Source organism: Burkholderia singularis (assembly GCF_900176645.1).
In the GTDB taxonomy this organism is placed as follows: domain Bacteria; phylum Pseudomonadota; class Gammaproteobacteria; order Burkholderiales; family Burkholderiaceae; genus Burkholderia; species Burkholderia singularis.
The window spans coordinates 24,608-42,702 of sequence record NZ_FXAN01000071.1 but is presented as its reverse complement, the minus strand read 5'-3'; the positions used below and the strand labels follow the sequence as shown (position 1 = coordinate 42,702).

Annotated in this window: 12 protein-coding genes; 9 read left to right on the top strand and 3 right to left on the bottom strand. The window is 67.0% G+C overall.

What is annotated here, in order from left to right; translation table 11 throughout:
- Positions 1–305 precede the first annotated feature (305 nt).
- Complete coding sequence (locus BSIN_RS15705; RefSeq protein ID WP_069234730.1) at positions 306–1,133, bottom strand: IclR family transcriptional regulator; 828 nt, start codon at positions 1,131–1,133, stop codon at positions 306–308.
- Positions 1,134–1,668: 535 nt separating this feature from the next.
- On the opposite strand from BSIN_RS15705, the gene BSIN_RS26905 reads away from it, so the two are divergent.
- From BSIN_RS26905 to BSIN_RS15690, 3 genes are all read left to right on the top strand, one after another.
- Complete coding sequence (locus tag BSIN_RS26905) at positions 1,669–2,277, top strand: BCAL1086 family glycoprotein (RefSeq protein WP_502213865.1); 609 nt, start codon at positions 1,669–1,671, stop codon at positions 2,275–2,277.
- An 88-nt stretch (positions 2,278–2,365) separates the two neighbouring features.
- The gene (locus BSIN_RS15695; RefSeq protein WP_059514098.1) at positions 2,366–2,827 is read left to right on the top strand and encodes an Rrf2 family transcriptional regulator; all 462 of its coding nucleotides are present in this window, start codon (positions 2,366–2,368) and stop codon (positions 2,825–2,827) included.
- Between the two features lie 121 nt (positions 2,828–2,948).
- Positions 2,949–3,590, top strand: coding sequence for an NAD(P)-dependent oxidoreductase (locus BSIN_RS15690; protein WP_059514095.1), 642 nt, complete (start codon positions 2,949–2,951; stop codon positions 3,588–3,590).
- 162 nt (positions 3,591–3,752) lie between these two features.
- Here BSIN_RS15690 and BSIN_RS15685 read toward each other — a convergent pair whose 3' ends face one another.
- Positions 3,753–4,418 carry a cysteine dioxygenase family protein gene (locus BSIN_RS15685; protein ID WP_089341190.1) on the bottom strand — a complete coding sequence of 222 codons (666 nt, stop codon included), beginning with the start codon at positions 4,416–4,418 and terminating at the stop codon, positions 3,753–3,755.
- Between the two features lie 147 nt (positions 4,419–4,565).
- On the opposite strand from BSIN_RS15685, the gene BSIN_RS15680 reads away from it, so the two are divergent.
- Together BSIN_RS15680 and BSIN_RS15675 are read left to right on the top strand one after the other, a co-directional pair.
- On the top strand, positions 4,566–5,033 hold the full coding sequence (locus BSIN_RS15680; RefSeq protein WP_059514088.1) for an Lrp/AsnC family transcriptional regulator: 468 nt from the start codon (positions 4,566–4,568) through the stop codon (positions 5,031–5,033).
- A gap of 76 nt (positions 5,034–5,109) precedes the next feature.
- Entirely contained in the window at positions 5,110–5,289 is a 180-nt protein-coding gene (locus tag BSIN_RS15675; protein WP_059514085.1) for a hypothetical protein, read from the top strand.
- A 19-nt stretch (positions 5,290–5,308) separates the two neighbouring features.
- Here BSIN_RS15675 and BSIN_RS15670 read toward each other — a convergent pair whose 3' ends face one another.
- Positions 5,309–7,591: an FUSC family protein gene (locus BSIN_RS15670; protein ID WP_089341189.1), complete on the bottom strand. Its 2,283-nt coding sequence runs from the start codon at positions 7,589–7,591 to the stop codon at positions 5,309–5,311.
- Between the two features lie 302 nt (positions 7,592–7,893).
- Between BSIN_RS15670 and recC the strand changes: the two genes are divergently transcribed.
- Genes recC through arfB form a run of 4 tightly spaced genes read left to right on the top strand, consistent with a single transcriptional unit; the run spans position 7,894 to position 18,078 of the window.
- Entirely contained in the window at positions 7,894–11,241 is a 3,348-nt protein-coding gene (gene recC / locus BSIN_RS15665; RefSeq protein ID WP_089341188.1) for an exodeoxyribonuclease V subunit gamma, read from the top strand.
- Positions 11,238–15,032 carry an exodeoxyribonuclease V subunit beta gene (recB, locus tag BSIN_RS15660; protein ID WP_089341187.1) on the top strand — a complete coding sequence of 1,265 codons (3,795 nt, stop codon included), beginning with the start codon at positions 11,238–11,240 and terminating at the stop codon, positions 15,030–15,032. Before recC ends, recB begins: the two co-directional genes overlap by 4 nt.
- Positions 15,029–17,662, top strand: coding sequence for an AAA family ATPase (locus BSIN_RS15655; RefSeq protein WP_089341186.1), 2,634 nt, complete (start codon positions 15,029–15,031; stop codon positions 17,660–17,662). The genes recB and BSIN_RS15655 overlap by 4 nt, the downstream gene beginning before the upstream one ends.
- Positions 17,659–18,078, top strand: a complete 420-nt coding sequence (gene arfB / locus BSIN_RS15650) for an alternative ribosome rescue aminoacyl-tRNA hydrolase ArfB (RefSeq protein ID WP_089341185.1) — start codon at positions 17,659–17,661, stop codon at positions 18,076–18,078. The genes BSIN_RS15655 and arfB overlap by 4 nt, the downstream gene beginning before the upstream one ends.
- Positions 18,079–18,095 lie beyond the last annotated feature (17 nt).

The following is an 18,095-nucleotide window of genomic DNA, read 5'->3' as shown; positions in this document are numbered from 1 at the left end:
CAAGAAAAGAGCGGCAAAGAAGCGACGCGCGACGCGGCGGCCACTGCAGCGATGCATGATGCTACGTCCCACAATGGTTACAGTCTAGCGCGCTATCTTTCGCGGAATTACGGTCGTTACAGATAAACCCGCAGGCAGGCGGCAATCGCTGATGGCGCGGGCGGCGCGCGGTATCCTGCGCTGCCGCCGGCCGCGCAGGAAAAGGACGGAAGTGAAAGATTGTGACGCGAGTGGAGGGAGGGCGTGCCGCGCACCTCTTCACGGGCGCGTGCGCCATGCGTGCGATGCGCGTGCGCGGCGCACGGTCAACTCGGCGGGTTCGGCCAGGATGCGCCGCCGGTCTCCCGGACGATTTTTTCGATGCATTCGCGCAGCGCCGGCGCGGCGACCGAGCGCAAGTAGTCGGCCGAACATTGATGCGCGGCACCCCCGCAATTGACCGCGTAGCGTTCGCCAGTCGGCGCGACGAAGCCGGCCGCGATCGCATTCAACTCCTCGCGCCACTCGCCGATCGCGATTGCATAGCCGTCATGCGCGATGAGTTCGAGCGCCGGGTTCAGGCGCGCGACGACGTGCGGCCACTCGTCGCCCGCGGCGGCCTGCAGTGCGCCGAGCAGTTCCCGGCGCGCATCGGCGTCGAGCGTGGCCAGATACGCGCGGCCGACGGCGGTGCGCGCGATGTCCATCCGCGAGCCGGCTTCGAGCCGCGTGACGAGTACGGCCGAACGCGGGCGCACGACGTCGATCGCCACCATGTCGAGTCGGTCTCGCACCGCCAGATGGACCGACAGCGAGGTCTTCTCGGCAAGCTCGACGAGGAAGGGGCGCGAGCGTGCGCGGATGTCGAAGTTGCGCAGAAAGCCGTTGCTGAGTTCGAGCACGGCAGCGGTCAATACGAAGCGCTCGCTGTCGGGCAGTTGGTAAAGGAACCCCGTGTTGACGAGCGTGGCGGTGATGCGTGAAACCGTCGGTTTCGGGATGCCTGTCAATTCTGCCAGTTCACGGTTGCTGGCGGGCGCATCGGCAGCGGCGACATGACGCAACACCGCCAGTCCGCGTGCAAGGGCGGTGATTTCGTCGGACGTCGATTCCCGTTCGCGGGGCACCGACTGAGCGTTAGAACGTGCGGTCACAAGGTTCTCTCAGTTTTTCGAAACTTCATTTCGGATTTTGATTAATTATCGGACAAATATCAATGAATGCGCATAATGCGATAGATCTTTCATTTCATGCAATATATTGCGGCTTCCCATTGAGTTTTCTAAGGAAGTGTGAGGCGGCGCACTGTTTAAAATTGGATGCGCGCTTGCATTTTTCGCTTGACTTGTGCGACGGAAAAGGAAAGAATGTCTCTAATTTCGAAACGCCGTTTCGTAGTTTAATCGGGAACGATGTTCGATGCAGTCTCTCAGGTTCTAGCACGGCCCTCGGAATGGCTAGAACTTTTTTAGCGCCACGGTTCCCGTGGCGCTTTTTTTTTGTTTCTCAGCGATTGGATGCGCGTCTCATATTTTGGGATGGCTGATATTGCGTGCCGGCTCGTATGAACGCGTATGGCGGGCGGCGGGAGAATTGTAAAAAAGAAACAGAAGTGGCGAGGCGCATGGCGGGCCGTCGTATCATCAATCTTTCGGATACGAAAGTTGCGTTATTGAGTCCTTCACCATCATGACCGAGATCGACACTTCCCGCGCTGTTGTTTCTTCCGACCGTGGCCGTCAAGGTATTCGCCGTCGCGCCGCGCAAGCTCCTGTCCATGTTGCCGCACTCGCGGCGGCCGCGATGCTCGCGCTCGCCGGCTGTAAGAAGCCTGAGCAAGTCAGCGCACCGCCGGCCGCACCGGCAGACGCTGCCGTGCACGATGCGGCTCAGGCGGCGGCAAGCACGGCTCAGGCCGCGGCGAGCGCCGCGCAGGCCGCCACGAGCGCCGTGACGCAGGCTGCCGCAAGCGCGGCGGCCCAGACGGCCGCGAGCGTCGCGGCACAGGCGGCCGCGCAGGCGACGAAGCAGCTCGATCAGGTGGCGAGCCTCGTCAATCAGCAGATCGACGCGGCGAAACAAGGGGTTGCATCGGCCGCGTCGGCCGTGCCGCCCGTCAGCGCGAGTGCCGTATCGGCTGCCGTGCAGGCGCAGTTGCAGAGCGCCGCATCCGCGGCGATCGGGCAGGCCGCGGTTGCGGCCAGCGCGGGCCTTGCGGCAACCAACCGCGTGCTTCAGCAATTGGGCCAGACCGCCGCGCAAGCGCCTACCGCGAGCGGCGCACAAGTGGGCAAATAAAATTTCACTTGCCACTCCGGCTATATGTAACTATGATGGTTACTTATAGCCGAGCGCAAGCTCCGGGCATTTCCGTCGCGGGTGAATCATGAATACGAGCAGCCGGTTTGCATTTGCCGTTCACGTGCTTGCTTTGCTGTCGTTGCAAGAAGGCGTGCCGCTGTCGTCGGACATGATCGCGGGCAGCGTGAACACGAATCCGGCGTTGATCCGCCGGTTGCTGTCGATGCTCGCCGCGGCTGGGCTGACGACGTCGCAACTGGGTGCGGGCGGCGGCGCGTTGTTGGCGCGCGAGCCGTCGGCAATCACGCTGCTCGACATCTATCGCGCGGTCGACGAAGCGCGGCTTTTCGCGCTGCATCGGGAAATGCCGAATCCGGCTTGTCTTGTCGGCCGGCACATCCAGGAGTTGTTGACTCATTACATCGACGACGCGCAGCGGGCGATGGAAGCATCGCTCGCCACACGCACGCTGGCGGATGTGGCGGGCGACGTGCTGCGCTCGGAGGCATCCGGCGCGGGGCACGCACGGCGCTCGGGCTGCGGTTGAAAGGGCGGCGGCTGCATTGCCGCGCCGCGATGGACGGCTATGACAGGGATCGACAATCCCGTTTTTTTCGATCGAATATGTAATCAAAAAAGTTACATATTCATTTACCAGGAGAAACATCATGACTCAACGTACCTTGAAAATTGCGCTGTTCGGCGCGACTGGCATGATCGGCTCGCGGATTGCCGCCGAGGCTGCCCGCCGTGGACATCAGGTGACGGCGCTGTCGCGCCGGCCCGCTGCCGACGAGCAGCACGCCAGTACCAAGGCCGCCGATCTGTTCGATCCGGCGAGCGTCGCAGCGGCGCTTGCGGGGCACGACGTCGTGGCGAGCGCATATGGCCCGAAGCAAGAGGATGCGGAGAAGATCGTGAGTGCGGCGAAGGCGCTGGTCGACGGCGCGCGCGGCGCGGGCGTCAAGCGCGTCGTCGTCGTGGGCGGCGCGGGGACGCTCGAAGTCGCGCCGGGCAAGCAACTCGTGGACAGCGAGGGGTTTCCCGAAGCGTACAAGGCCGTCGCGCTTGCGCATCGCGATGCATTCAATTATCTGACGACCGTGCAGGATCTGGACTGGACCTTCTTTTCGCCCGCCGCGCTGATCCAGCCGGGCGAGCGTACCGGCCGGTTCCGCACGGGCGCGGGCAAGTTGATCACTGACGCCCAAGGCAACAGCACGATCTCAGCCGAAGATTATGCGGTCGCGTTCGTCGACGAACTCGAACAGAACCGCTTCATTCGCCAAGCCGCGACCGCCGCGTATTGATCGCCGCCGGCAGCGGCGGGGCGTCTAAGCGCGGAATGCGCGGAATTCTCGTCGGCCGCCGCCGGCTTTTACGTCATCTCCTTGTTGGCCGATCGCGGCGCCGGGATGCCCGTGCGCCGCGATCGTCATGGGCGTGCGGGATGCGCGTGAGCACGCGCGGCGTCAATCAGGCGCATCGGCTGCCGCGACGATGTGGTTGACATGGGTGGCCACGTCTTCGCCGCGCACGCCGTACACGTGCAGCGAGATCGCGGGCGTATCGGTTGCGCCGCCGCCATGTCCGAGCCGGTGAATGCCGGTGAGGCCGGCGCGGACATACGATGTCGAGCCCTGCGCTCGCGCACGGATTCGCGCGTTTCTCGCGTGGCCGGTGACGCCGTCCCAGTGGTAGACGTTTTCGGTCAGCTCGCCTTCGAGCACGGCGTAGCCGCACCAGGTCCGATGGCCGTGTATCGGGCTCCATTGGCCAGGCCGCCAGACCAGCGATACCACCGCATAGCGCCCGAGCGGATCGGCGGCGAGCAGATGGCGTCGATAGTGATCGGCGCTGCTTTCCCGCTGCGCAGGCACGAGCAACCCATGCGCGGCGGCGGCTTCGGCGAGCGCGTCGCGCACTGCCTGCGCGAATGCCGGATGGTGGGAGGGGGCGGCCTCATGCGCGAGCGAGTCGAATGCCGCGTCGATTCGTGCGCACAGGCGTGCGAGCGGACTGGGCGCGGTGGCCGTTGCGGGTTCTCGCAATGGTTCGGACGATCGCGCAGGCGCGGCCGACTCCCGCGACGGGGCGGGGCGATTCGATGTGGGTGACAGCAGGTCGGCGTAACTCATCGGGCTGGAATATTGTTTTGCCCGCGCGGCGCGCGGGTCGGCTTTGCCGCTTTAGTTATACGCGCAGTGGCGAAGAAATGGATTCCATATTGTTCCCTGCCATCATTCGAGAATAGAATAATTTTCTATTTGCAAAGAGTCGCGGAAATGGACGAGATCGATCTGAAGTTGCTCGAACTGTTGCAGGCCGACGCGACGCTGCCGATCGCGGAGCTGGCGCAGCGGGTGAACCTGTCGCAGACGCCTTGCTGGAAGCGCATTCAAAAGCTGAAGGAAACCGGGGCGATCCGTGCGCAGGTCGCGCTATGCGATCCGCGCAAGCTCGGCGTCGGCACGACGGTATTCGTGTCGGTGCGCACCAACCAGCACACCGAGGAGTGGGCGACGCGTTTCACGCAGCTCGTGCGAGACATGCCGGAGATCGTCGAGGTTTACCGGATGAGCGGCGAGATCGACTATTTGCTGCGCGTCGTCGTGACGGGCATCGACGATTACGATCGCGTCTACAAGCAGCTCATTCGCGCGATGCCGCTTTTCGACGTCAGCTCGTCGTTCGCGATGGAGCAGATCAAATATTCGACCGCGCTGCCCGTGCGCAGCGGCGGTTGCGGATGACGGCCTGCGTGCGGCGCCGGCGCGGTTGCGCGTAGAATGCCCGCTTTGACGTTTTCTCAACGGAGAGCCGCACGCGATGAACGATCCACGCAAGAAGAATCCGGTATTCGGGGTGGCGATTCTGATCGTCGTGATGGTGGCGCTCGTGATCGGTACGATTCTTTATAACGCGATTTCGCAGAAGCACGAATACGACGAAGCGCACCCATCGCAGGCCGCGCCGGCGAGTGCGGCGTCGGCTCGCACGGGCGGCTGAGCGCGCGCGATCGCGCCGCTCATTCCGGCAGACGGATCGCGCTTGCGTCCTTGCGGATCAGCAGCGACGACGCGAGCATCTGCTTGCATTGATGCGCAAGCACTTTCAGATCGTGCGTGAGATCGGCGCCGGGGTCCGAGCGCTCGGCATCGACGACCATCGAATCAAGCTCGCGTGTCAATTGTTTGGCCGCTTCCGCATGGTCCGCGGGCGGCGGCGTGCGGGCCTCGGCTTGTTCGAGATTGTCACGCACGGCGGCGAGGCCGCGCTCGAGCGCGGGCGGGTCACCGTGCTGCGCGCGCGCGGCGTGCCGCAGCAGCGGCGCGGCGGCCGTGATTTGCGCACCGAGCACATGGGTTTGCACCAGCAGGTCGTTTAGCTCCGGCACGAACTTTTGATGCGCTTTCGGCTCGATCATCATCCGCTGGAACGCCTGGCCCAGGTTCGCGAATGCGATGTGCATGTTCTTGCGCGCGAGCCGATACGGATAGTCGTCGTCGATCGCGCCGGGCGCGGTTTCGACGGCGGCCGCGACCGCGGGCACCGCCGCCGCGCCGTCTGCCGCGGGCACGCTCGGCGCGGCTTGGCTGCGGCTTGCGCGCCAGGTTGCCTCGAAATACTGACGGGTGGTTTCCAGCATATCGGCGACGAGCTTGCCGATCGCGCGGTATTCCCAGTAAGGGAACAGCCGGCTGGCAGCGATCGCGATCATGCAGCCGACCACCGTGTCGATCGCGCGCTCGCCGATGATGCGCATGTTGCCGGGCGCGAGCAGGTGGAACATCAGCAGCACATATGACGACGTGAACACCACGCTCGCCGCGTAGTTGAAGAGGAGCAGGCTGTAGCTCATCACCATCGACGCGAACATGATCGCGATCAGCACATGCGGTTCGTGCACCGTATAGATGAGCGCGAGGCTCGCCGCGCAACCGATCAGCGTGCCGACGATCCGTTGCGCGTTGCGCTGTTTGGTCAGCGAGTAGCCGGGCTTCAGGATGATGATGCTCGTCATCACGATCCAGTAGGCATTGGTGAGCGGCAGCAGGCGCCCGAGCCAGAAGCCGACCGCGACCGCGACCGTCACCCGCAGCGCGTGGCGAAAGCTCGGCGAACCCATGTTCAGGTTCGAAAAGATGAGAAGCGGCGACATCCGGCGCCGCTGCAGGAAGCGCGACAGCGTCTTGTCGATCTTCAGCTCGGTTTGCTGGGCGTCGACGCTGCCCGACAGATTGCGGCGCATCTTGTCGATCAGGCGCGTCGCGCTCCAGATCCGGCGGAACGTCGTGAGTACGGCTGCGTAGGCTTCGGCGTTCGTCGTCGCGAACTGTTTCTTGCGCATCAGCTCGATCTCGTATTCGATCGCGCGCAGCTCCGCCTTCACGCTGACCCGCGCGTGCGGCATGCGGTTTTCCAGCACCGCTAGGCCGACTTCCTCGAGATCGGCCGCCGCCTTGCGGATCAGGTCGCGGTAGAAGATCATCAGGTCCGAGCCGCCGAACGTATTGCGCACGAGCGGGTAATCGGTGTGCGCGCCGACGAACAGCTCATGCAGATCGACGCTGTTGATGAACAGGTTGAACATCATCGTGCGGCCCGGATCGAGCTTGCCGCGCCGCAGCTTCGGCAAGTTGCGCAGCACGATATCGCGCGCGGTTTCCTGTGTTTCGACGGCCGTGATCTGCTTGGCGATGAGATTGCGGTAACACTCGTCCAGATCGGCGTCGAGATCGTAGAAATCGGCGCGCGCGAGCAGGTATGACGCGCACGCGAAAAGGCTCTCGGCAAGCGCCTGCTGTTCGATGCGGCGCGCCTGCAGGCGCGATACGAGCGTGGCCCAGTACGTATACCAGAGGCCGCCCGCGAGAATCCATGAAGCGTTGATGAGGGCTTGCTTCGGCGTGAGCGTTTCTTCGAGCGTCATCACCATCATGAACAGCGTCGCGAAGCTGATCTGCGGCCAGCGGTTGCCGTAGACGACGATGAGCGACAGCACGAACGTGAGCGGCACGATCGTAAGCCAAAGCGCGAAGATGTGCGGCGTCGCGAGCCCGGTGGCGAGCGCGGAGAAAAAGCCGATCACGCTGCACGCGAGCATCTCGTTGTGCTTGTACTTGAGCGGGCCCGGCATGTCCACCACGCAGGCGCCGAGCGCGCCCGTCGCGATCGTGAAGCCGAGTTCGCGGTTGTGAAATACGATGAGACAAAGCACGGCGGGCAGCGACACGCCGAATGCGATCCTCAGGCCACCGTAGAAATACTGGCTGTAGAGGAATTTCCTGATTTCGGTCGAATAGCGCATCGATGAGCGAAAGAACGGGCGACGAAGCACCGGGAGGTCTGAGTTGGCGACGAGTCTATCGTATTTCCGTGGCCTCGCAGCCGCGCGGCGCGTCGCATTTCGCATCGGGCGCGTCGCGTGGCGAGCGGTAAGCGGCACGCATGGCGCGAGCGAACGATTCCGAGCGGCATGGTAGCGCGTGCCGCATGGCGCGGACTATTGGCCGAACGGCCGATTCTCCGGCCGTGCGCGCTTTGTTATCCTTGGTTCCTTGATAGGCCGGGCCTGCGTCCGGCGGTCCTTACAGGTTTTTACCGGCTGTCATGCTTCATCTTTTCTACTCGAACCGCCACGAGACGCTGGTCGATGCGTTGCTCGACGATCTCGCCGCCGTGGCGGCCGGCGCCGGGCCGTGGGAAACCCAGCAGGTCATCGTGCCGAGCGCGGCGCTGCGCCGGCGGCTCGAACTCGACATCGCGCAGCGGCACCGCGTATGCGCGAACGTGGATTTCCGCTACCTCGCGCAATGGCTATGGGCGCAGATCGGCAAAGTAATGGCCGTACCGCCGAACTCTCCGTTTGCGCCCGATCGCCTTGTGTGGCGCTGTTATCGCCTGCTGTCGGCGCATGACGACGGGCCGTGGCGCAAGTCCTCGCGACTTTGCGCGTATTTGGCCGCCGCCGACGCGCCGATGCGCTACGAACTCGCGCACCGGATCGCGACGGTGTTCGATCATTACCTTGCCTATCGCCCGGATTGGCTTGCGCAGTGGCAGGCGGGCGAATCGATCTTGGCGCTCGAAGGCGCGCCGCGCCACGGCGCCGAGCCGGTCCGCGACGACGAGGCTTGGCAGGCGGCACTCTGGCGCGCGCTTGCGGCCGAGTTGTCCGACGGTGCAGCGCCGCCTGCGCACCGCTTTTTGCGTGATGCCGGCTCGCTCGACCCCGATGCGCGCGCGCGCGCCGGGTGGCCGGCGTCGGTTCATGTATTCGCGCTGCCGACGATGCCGCCGCTGCATATCGCGTTGCTGCGCGAGTTGTCGCGCTGGATCGACGTGCGCATTTACGCGCTGAATCCGTGTCGCGAGTTCTGGTTCGACATCGTGAGCGCCGCACGTGCCGAATCGCTGCGCGCGGCCGGGCAGTTCGATTATCAGGAGGTGGGCCATCCGCTGCTGGCGCAATGGGGGCGGCAAACGCAGGCGCAGCTCCACGTGTTGCACGAACTGACCGAGAGCGCGGCGGCGGGCGACGCGTCGCGCTACGAGGAAAACCCCGCGCCGACCTGGCTCGCACGCGTGCAGAACGCGATCCTCGCGCTTGAGCCGGAAGCGGCGCTCGGCGAGCCGCCCGGCGAGCACGGCATCGAGGTGCATGTGTGCCACAGCCTCGCGCGTCAGCTCGAGGTGTTGCACGACCGGCTGCTCGGCTGGTTCGACGCCGATCCGAGCCTTTCGCCGTCGGACGTGCTCGTCGCGATGCCGGATCTTGCCACGGCGGGTCCGCTCATCGACGCGGTGTTCGGCACGACGGCGGGCAGCGGCGCGACGCGTATTCCATACCGCATCTCCGGCCTGCCGCCTTCGCATGCGAATCCGGTCGCGCGCGTGCTGCTCGATTGGCTTGCGCTGCCGGAGCGCGATGTCGGTGCGCCGGAGCTGATCGAATGGCTGCGCGTGGATGCGGTTGCCGCGCGCTACGGGGTGGATGCCGCCGCGCTCGAGACCGTGCAGGCGTGGCTTGCCGCAGCGGGCGCGCGGCGCGGGCTCGCCAACGCGGATGCCGGCAATGCCGCTGGCGCGCCGCCCGCGCGGCGCCATACGTTTGCCGACGCGTTGACGCGGCTTTTTCTCGGCTATGCGATGCCGGACGGCGCGGCGCCCGTCGATGCATGGCTGCCGATCGGCGGCGCGCTGGGCAGCGAAGCCGAGCTGCTTGGCCGGCTCGCGCGCTTTACCGGCGATCTGGACGGCTTCGCGCAACGCATTGCCGGCGATTTGACACCGCAGGACTGGAGCGATGTGTTCGCCGATGCGCTCGCGCGTTTCTTCGATTCCGGCCCGCTGTTTGCCGACGCGCTTTCCGGCGTCCGTGACGCGTTCGACGCAATGCTTGCTGCAATGGAAGAGGGCGCGGCCGGTGTCGAAATGCCGGCCGCCGTCGTGCGCGCGGGGCTTGCCGCCGCGCTCGACGATCCCGCGCGCGGTGGCGTGCCGTGGGGGGGCGTCACGTTTTCGTCGCTGACGAGCTTGCGCGGGCTGCCTTATCGCGCGGTTTGCCTGCTCGGGATGGACGACGGCGTGCTGCCGAGCCTCGCACGGGCCGACGAATTCGATTTGATGGCGGCATTTGCGAAGCTCGGCGACCGGCAGCGCCGGGACGACGAGCGCAATTTGTTCCTCGATCTGTTGCTTGCCGCGCGGGACCGTTTGCTGATCGCCTACACGGGCCGCAGCATTCGCGACAATGCGCCTTTGCCGCCCGCGGCGCTCGTCGACGAACTGCTCGACCATCTGGCGGCCGTGTCGGCGGGACCCGATGCATCGCCCGAGGCGATCGATGCCGCGCGCCGTGCATTCGTCGTCGAGCATCCGTTGCAGCCGTTTTCCGCCGAATATTTCGCGCCGGGCGGCGCGCTTTTCACTTACGACGCATCGCGCGAGACGCTTGCGCGTTTGCTTGCCGACGGCGCGGCGGCGGCTGCCCAGCCGTTTTTCGCGCGGCCGCTGCCGCCGGAGCCCGCCGAGCCGGTTGCATTTGCCGATTTCGAGCGGTTTTGGCGTCATCCGGCGCGTGCGCTGTTGCGTGCGCGGCTCGGCATCGCGCTTGCCGATGCGCAGGCCGAACTCGTCGACGTCGAGCCGTTCGAACTCGATTACGGCGGCAGCGATATGCTTGCCGCGCGCGTGCTGCCGCTGCTGATCGATACGGCGGGCGAGGCCGATGCAGCTGCGTTCGATCACGCGTGGCGCGTTGCCGACGCGAGTCCCGAATTGCCGGGTGGCGCGACGGGCGCGGTGCGGCGCGATCGCGCGCTCGGCGCGCTCGCGCAACTCGCGGGCAACGTGCGCCGCGCGCTTGCCGGCGGCGCGACGCGCGTGCCGTTCGCGTTCGACGTGACGCCGCTTTGGCCGGAAACGAGCGGCGCGCCGTGGTTCGGCATGCACGACGCGGAGTTGGCGCGTGCGGCAACGCGTGAGCCGTTGCGCCTTCACGGCGCGCTTGCGAGGCTCACGTCGGCAGGGCAGGTGATGTACCGTTATGCGCGGCCGGGCGCACGCGATTATTTGTCCGCGTGGCTCGCGCATCTCGTTTATTGCGCGATCGATCCGGACGGCCCGCGCCGCACGCTTTGGTTCGGTAGCGGCGAGGCGTTTGAATTCGTGCCGGTGGCCGCGCCGCTCGAGCAGCTTGCGCCGCTTGCCGCGCTGTTCCGCGCGGGCCGGCGCATGCCGCTTGGGTTCTTTCCGAGAAGCGCGTGGGCACTCGTTTCGGATGGCGAAGCCAAGGCGGCCGGCGTCTGGATCAACGATCGCGTTGCGGGCGAGGCCGACGATCCGGCGCTCGCGCTTGCGTGGCGCGGCGCGAGTCCGTCGCTCGACGAGCGGTTCGGTGCGCTCGCGCATCTCGTATTCGATCCGCTGGTCGAGCATTTGCGGAGGTCGTCATGAGCCGGGCGGCACAAACGGATACACGCGCCGCTGAACTTGACGTGTTCACGTGTGCGCTCGATGGCGTCAACCAGATCGAAGCGTCGGCGGGCACGGGCAAGACGTGGAACATTTGCGCGCTTTACGTGCGGCTTCTGCTCGAAAAGGATCTCGGCGTGGACGAGATTCTTGTCGTCACGTTTACGAAAGCGGCGACCGCGGAGCTGCACGAGCGGATTCGCAGCCGTCTCGTCCAGCTTGCGCATGTGCTCGGCACGGGCGAAGGCGGCGCCGATCCGTTCATTGCGCAATTGTTCGCGACGACGCTCGCGCCGCAGCGCGGCATCGATCGGCAAACGGCGGTGCAGCGCGTGCGGCGCGCGTTGCACGCATTCGATCAGGCGGCGATCCATACGATTCACGCGTTTTGTCAGCGTGCGCTGCAAGAAGCGCCATTCGCCGCGGCGATGCCGTTCTCGTTCGAGATGGACGCCGATGACGGCGCATTGCGTTTCGAGCTCGCCGCCGATTTTTGGCGCACGCGCGTCGAGCCGGCCGCGGCTGCGCACCCGGCGTTTGCCGAGTGGCTCGTCGAATACGGCGCGGGGCCGGCGGTGCTCGACGCGCAGCTTGCGCGGCGTTTGAAGAAGCCGCTTGCCGAGCTGCGCTGGGATGGGCTCGAAGCGGCCCGTGACGATGATGAGGTCATCGCGCGCGAGCGTTTCGACGCGGCCGCCGCGCATTGGCGCGCGTCGCGCGACGAACTCGAGACGCTGCTCGTCGCCGCGCAGCCGTCGCTGAAGCAGACGTCGCACAAGCCGGAAGCGCTTGCCGGCGCGCTCGACGCATGGGCGCGCTATTTCGGGCAGGCGAGCGCGTTTGCCGCGTTGCCGCGTGCGGCGCTCAAGCTGACTCAGGCGGCGCTCGAGAAGGCGACGAAAAAGAACGGCGCGACGCCGCGCCACGCGTTCTTCGAGGCCGCGCAGGCGCTGGAAGAGGCGCTCGCCGCGCTCGAAACCGCGCAGCGCGCGCGTTGGTTGTCGCTCGTCGCGCAATGGCTTGCCGAAGCGCCGGGCGAACTCGCGCGGCGCAAACGCAAGCGCCGCGTCGTGTCTTTCGACGATCTTCTCGCGAATCTGTATCGCGCACTCGATGCGCATCCGTGGTTGCGCGATACGCTGCGCGCGCGCTATCCGGCCGCTTTGATCGACGAGTTTCAAGACACCGATCCGCTGCAATTCGCGATCTTCAATACGGTCTTCGCGCCGGCCGGACCGCTTTTTCTCGTAGGCGATCCGAAGCAGGCAATCTACAGCTTCCGCGCGGCGGATCTGCATACGTACCTCGCCGCGCGCGCCACGGCATCGGCGCGCTATACGCTCGCGGTCAATCAACGCTCGACGCCCGCGATCGTCGATGCATGCAACCGCTTTTTCGGCGCGAATCCGCATGCGTTCGTGTTGCCCGGCCTCAATTACGATCCGGTGCGCGCGGGCGCGCGCGAGCGAGCGCCATTTGCCGACGCCACCGATCCGCTGGCCGGCACGGGCGATTTCCGCGTCTGGATGCTGCCGTCGGGCGAATGGACATTGACGAAACGCGACGCCCAGCGGCAAGCTGCGCAGGCGTGTGCGGCCGAGATCGCACGCCTGATGGGCGGTGCGCGCGAACGCGCGGTGACGCTCGGCGGCGAGCCGCTCGCGGCGTCTGATATCGCGGTGCTGGTCCAGACGCACAAGCAGGGCAGCCTGGTCAAGCGCGTGCTGGCGGCGTGGGGGATCGGCAGCGTCGAGTTGGCGCAGGCGTCCGTGTTCGCGACGATCGATGCGGAACAACTCGAGCGCGTGCTGGCGGCGATCGATGCGCCGGGCGATCTGCGGCGTTTGCGCTCGGCGCTTGCGTCGGACTGGTTCGGCCTCGACGCGTCGGCGCTCTGGCATCTCGAGCAGGGCGATGCGGTGCAGGGCGAAGCCGGTCAAGCATGGGGCGAGTCGGCCGCGCGTGGCGGTTCGCATGCGGCGGCGAGCGATGCCGCGCGCGCGCCGGGCGGCGCTACCGACGCGATGGGCTGGGTTGAGCGGTTCTCCCGCTACCGGCTGCTGTGGCGCGAGCGCGGTTTCGCGGTGATGTGGCGCACGCTGGCGAGCGAGCTTTCGATCGCCGAGCGTCTGATGGCGGGGCCGGACGGCGAGCGCCGCGTGACCGACGTCAATCACCTGGCCGAACTGACGCAGGCACGCGCGAGCGCGCAGCCGGGCATCGCGCCGACGTTGCGCTGGCTCGCGGCGCAGCGTCTTGGCGGCGGTGGCGACGACGCGCAATTGCGGCTCGAATCCGATCGCAACCTCGTGCAGATCGTGACCGTCCACAAATCGAAGGGGCTCGAATATGCGGTCGTGTTCTGCCCGTTTCTGAACGACGGCGCGCTGCGCGATCCGAACGGTTCGGGCTTGCCTGACGCACGCGAGTATCACGACGACACGGGCCACGTGGTGCTGCATTACGGCTGCGACGATGCGATCGCCGAGCGCGCGGCCCGCGATGCGATGCGCGAGCAGGCAGCGGAGCGCGCGCGGCTTGTTTATGTTGCGCTGACGCGCGCCGTGTACCGGTGCTATCTGGTCGCGGGGCCGTATTTGTCGTCGCGCTCGACCAAGGAGGCGCGCCGCAGCGTGTTGAACTGGCTCGTCGCAGGCGCGGGCCGCGAGTTCGATGCGTGGCTCGACGAGCCCACCGACGATGCGGAGCTGACCGAGCGCTGGCAAGCGCTCGCGCTCGGGCCGATCGCGCTTGTGCCACTGCCCGCGCCCGCCCGCCGCGAGCCGCTTGTGGGCGGCCACGAAGCGGGCGGGTTGCGCGCGGCGCGGCGCGCGGTACGCGGGCTGCGCGACGCGTGGCGGATCGCGAGCTTCAGTTCGCTGACTTCCGCGATCGCGCTTCGCGAGAGCCATGTGGCAAGCGTGCTGGACGACGAACTGCGTCCTGATCACGACGCGCTTGCTGCGGCGCTCGATGCGCATGTGCCGCCGATCGAAGCGGCATTGGCGCAGGTGTCGCCGCCCGTGCCGTCCGAGCCGTCCGGCGACGATATCGTCGATTTCCCGCGCGGCGCGGCGGCGGGCGAGTGTCTGCACCGGCTATTCGAGCTTGCGGATTTTTCCGATCCGTCGACATGGCAGCCCGCGGCGCTGCGTGCGTTGCACGAGCGCCCGGTCGAGGCGCAGCACGCGCTCGCCGCACGGCTGCCCGCGATGATGACGCGGCTCGTCGATCAGCTTGCCGCGACCGAACTCGTGCCGGGCATGCGCCTGGCGGCGCTCGATCCGGCACGGCGCTTGACCGAGATGGCGTTTCTATTTCCGGCGCCCGCGCTCGATTTCAATGCATTACGGCGTCTTCTTGCCGCTCACGGCTATCCGGACGTCGCGCTCGAAGCCGGCACGCTTACCGGATTCATCAAGGGGTTCATCGATATGATCGTCGAGCACGAGGGCCGCTTCTGGATCGTCGACTGGAAATCGAATCATCTCGGCGCGACGGCGGACGCATACGGTCCGCGTGCGCTCGATGTCGCGATGGCGCAGCATGCGTACCATCTGCAGGCATTGCTTTACACGGTCGCGCTGCATCGCTATCTACGCGTGCGGCTGCCGGGCTACGACTACGACACGCACGTTGCAGGCTATTTGTATTTGTTCGTGCGCGGCGTGCGGCCCGATTGGCGGGCAGGCGGCGCGCCGGCCGGCGTGCATGCGCGCAAGCCCGCGCGCACGCTCGTCGAAGCACTCGATGCGTTGATGGGGGACGCATGAATACGGTCGACGATCGCTTCGGATGGACGAGCGGGCTCGCCGAGCGCCTGCCCGAGCCGGCCGATTTCGGCCTCGCGCTCGCCGAGGGGTTTGCGCGCCGGATCGGCGGGCTCGCGCGTCGTCAGGGCGCGCCGGCCGTAGCGGCTCGATGGGCGGCGCGCGCGGCGTTCGCCGCGAGTCGTGCGACGGCGGCGGGGCACGTATGCGTGTCGTTGCAGGCGCTCGCGCAGCGGTACGGCGAGTCATTTGCCGACGTGCGCGAGATGCTCGCGGCGAGCGGCATGGTCGCATTTGACGGCATTGTCCGCGGCGGCGAGCGTCCGCTTGTCGTCGATCGCGATGGACGCCTTTATCTTGCACGCTATTTCGAATACGAAACGCGGTTGGCGCGCGCGCTCGTCGAGCGGGCTCGCCCGTGGCACGCCGGTGACGCGGCCGTTTGCGGTGCCGCCGAAGCTTGCGTGCCGTCGCCCGAGGCGCTCGGCGAGCGTCTCGGACGTTATTTCGGGCCGCAGAAGGAGCGTGGCGTCGATTGGCAGCGGGTGGCCGCGCTCGTCGCGCTGACGGGACGCGTGACGATCGTGAGCGGCGGGCCTGGCACGGGAAAGACGACGACGGTCGTCGGCGTGATTGCGTGCCTGCTCGACACACAGCCCGATTTGCGAATCGCGCTCGCCGCGCCGACGGGCAAAGCAGCGCAACGGATGCAGGAAGCGTTGCTCGCGCGGGCCGGCAGCTTGCCGCCCGAACTCGCCGCGCGTTTGCCGCAGACGTCGTACACGCTGCATCGGTTGCTGGGAGGCGGCGCGGGCGGGCGCTTCGCGCATCATCGCGATAATCCGTTGCCTTACGATCTCGTCGTTGTCGACGAGGCGTCGATGATCGACGTCGCGCTTGCCGCGCATCTGCTCGATGCGCTCGCACCGAGCACACGCATCGTGCTGCTTGGCGACAAGGACCAGCTCGCGGCGGTCGAGGCGGGAGCGGTATTTGCGGAATTGAGCGCGCAACCGGCGTTCAGCGCGGCGGCCATCGATCGGATCGCGCGCGCGCTCGGCATGGAGGCGGCCGAATTCGCCGGCGCGTTGCCGGAGGGTTTCGGCGGCCGCGCGGCTTCCGCGCCGGCCGATATCGCGAGCGGCGCCGGGTCTGCATCAAGTGCCGCGTTGACCGGCGCGGCGATGCCCGCCAACGCGTCCGACTCCGTGCAGGGCGGCTCGGCGGCATCGAACGGGCCTCGGCCCGTTGCGCGGCGATCCGGCGCGCGCGGCGCGCAGCGGATGATGCACGCCGTGCAGCGCTCGCTGTTCGAGACAGACGACGAAGGCGCCTTCGACGGCAAGCCGAATCAACCGGGCCCGGCAGATCTCCCGGATCGGCAAGCCGAACCCGGCGGGCAGACCGAGTCCGGTGGTGATGCGGGCTTGAGCGGCGACGCGCATGGGGAGGGCACGGCTGCCGATTCGTTTGCGTGGATCGATTCGGGCGAACTGGCATGGCTGGACGACGCGAGCTTCGCGGCGTCCGATGCCGAGATGCCGCACGCCGCCGTGCCCGACGAGCGTCCCGCCACGTCGTTGGCGCGCAATGCGAATGTCGACGCGCATACCGGGCCATACGCCGCCGCTGGCGCGCGCACGGGCTTGCCGCAGTGGGATCACGCGGGTTCTGCCGTTGCCGTTGCCGCTGCCGCTCGGCACACCGGCGCGCCGGTGCCGGGCGCGGCAACGGTGCGGCAGAGCGTCGAGTCCGCTTGCGTTGCAGGCCGCGCGATCGCGCCGTTGACCGATTGCGTCGTCTGGCTCGAACGCAATTACCGCTTCGGGCTCGATTCGCCGATCGGCCGGCTGTCGGTTGCGATTCGCCGTGGCGATGCGCGGCAGGCACTGGAGGCGCTATCGACGGACCCCGGCGCGGCCGCATGTCTGCACGACGACGGCAATGGCCCGACGTTGCCGGGCGCGACCGTCGAGCGGATTGCGCAGGGCTTCTCCGGTTATGCCGCGTCGCTGCGCGACGCGCTCGCCGCGCCGGTGCCGGACCCCGGGCCGCTTTTCGATATGCTTAACCGCTTCCGTGCGCTATGCGCGACGCGCACCGGCATGCGGGGCGCTGACGAAGTCAACGCGCTTATCGCGGCGGAGGTGCGCCGCGCCGTGCGCGTGCCGCTCGCGCTCGGCGCGCAGTGGTTCGCGGGACGGCCGGTGATGGTGACGCGCAACGATTACGCGCTCGGGCTGTTCAACGGCGATGTCGGTATCGCGCTGCCGGACGCGCAGGGCACGCTGCGCGTCTGGTTTCGCGGTGCGGACGGCCGCACGCGCGCCGTCACGCCGGCCGCGCTGCCGCCGCACGAAACGGCGTTTGCATTGACCGTTCACAAATCGCAAGGCTCGGAGTTCGACGAAGCGGCGTTGATTTTGCCCGCGTCGTTCAATCGCGTGCTGTCGCGCGAACTGGTCTATACGGCAATCACGCGTGCGCGCTCGCGCGTGCAGGTGATCGGCTCGCGCACGGTGTTCGCGCAAGCGGTCGCAACGCGTACCGCGCGTGATTCCGGGCTTGCCGCGAGGATCGCCGATGCGCTGCTGTGCGCGCAGCAGCCGATGTCGCAAGAGGGGGCGATATGACGCTGCGCTATGCGTTTTCGCCGGACGAAGTCGAGTTGACGGCCATTCGCGCGCAAGGCGCGGGCGGGCAGAATGTCAACAAGGTATCGAGCGCGATCCATCTGCGCTTCGACATTCGCGCGTCGTCGCTGTCCGATGCGCTGAAGGCGCGTCTTCTCGCGCGGGCCGATCAGCGCATCACGCGCGACGGCGTTATCGTGATCAAGGCGCAGACATACCGGACGCAGGAAAAGAACCGCGCGGCCGCGCTTGCGCGGCTCGACGAGCTGATCCGCAGTGCGGGCGTGACGCCGCGTAAGCGGGTCGCGACACGGCCGACGCGTGCGTCGAAGGAGCGCCGTCTGGCCGACAAGCGGCAGCGTGGCGATGTGAAAGCGGGCCGTGGCAAAGCGGGCCGCGGCCAGATGACCGAATAGGCGCAAATGACCGCGCG

Bases quoted from the DNA above. Each gene is read 5' to 3' on its own strand.
- BSIN_RS26905 (WP_502213865.1), top strand. From the start codon at position 1,669: ATGACCGAGATCGACACTTCCCGCGCTGTTGTTTCTTCCGACCGTGGC.
- BSIN_RS15695 (WP_059514098.1), top strand. From the start codon at position 2,366: ATGAATACGAGCAGCCGGTTTGCATTTGCCGTTCACGTGCTTGCTTTG.
- BSIN_RS15690 (WP_059514095.1), top strand. From the start codon at position 2,949: ATGACTCAACGTACCTTGAAAATTGCGCTGTTCGGCGCGACTGGCATG.
- BSIN_RS15685 (WP_089341190.1), bottom strand. From the start codon at position 4,418: ATGAGTTACGCCGACCTGCTGTCACCCACATCGAATCGCCCCGCCCCG.
- BSIN_RS15680 (WP_059514088.1), top strand. From the start codon at position 4,566: ATGGACGAGATCGATCTGAAGTTGCTCGAACTGTTGCAGGCCGACGCG.
- BSIN_RS15675 (WP_059514085.1), top strand. From the start codon at position 5,110: ATGAACGATCCACGCAAGAAGAATCCGGTATTCGGGGTGGCGATTCTG.
- BSIN_RS15670 (WP_089341189.1), bottom strand. From the start codon at position 7,591: ATGCGCTATTCGACCGAAATCAGGAAATTCCTCTACAGCCAGTATTTC.
- recC (WP_089341188.1), top strand. From the start codon at position 7,894: ATGCTTCATCTTTTCTACTCGAACCGCCACGAGACGCTGGTCGATGCG.
- recB (WP_089341187.1), top strand. From the start codon at position 11,238: ATGAGCCGGGCGGCACAAACGGATACACGCGCCGCTGAACTTGACGTG.
- BSIN_RS15655 (WP_089341186.1), top strand. From the start codon at position 15,029: ATGAATACGGTCGACGATCGCTTCGGATGGACGAGCGGGCTCGCCGAG.
- arfB (WP_089341185.1), top strand. From the start codon at position 17,659: ATGACGCTGCGCTATGCGTTTTCGCCGGACGAAGTCGAGTTGACGGCC.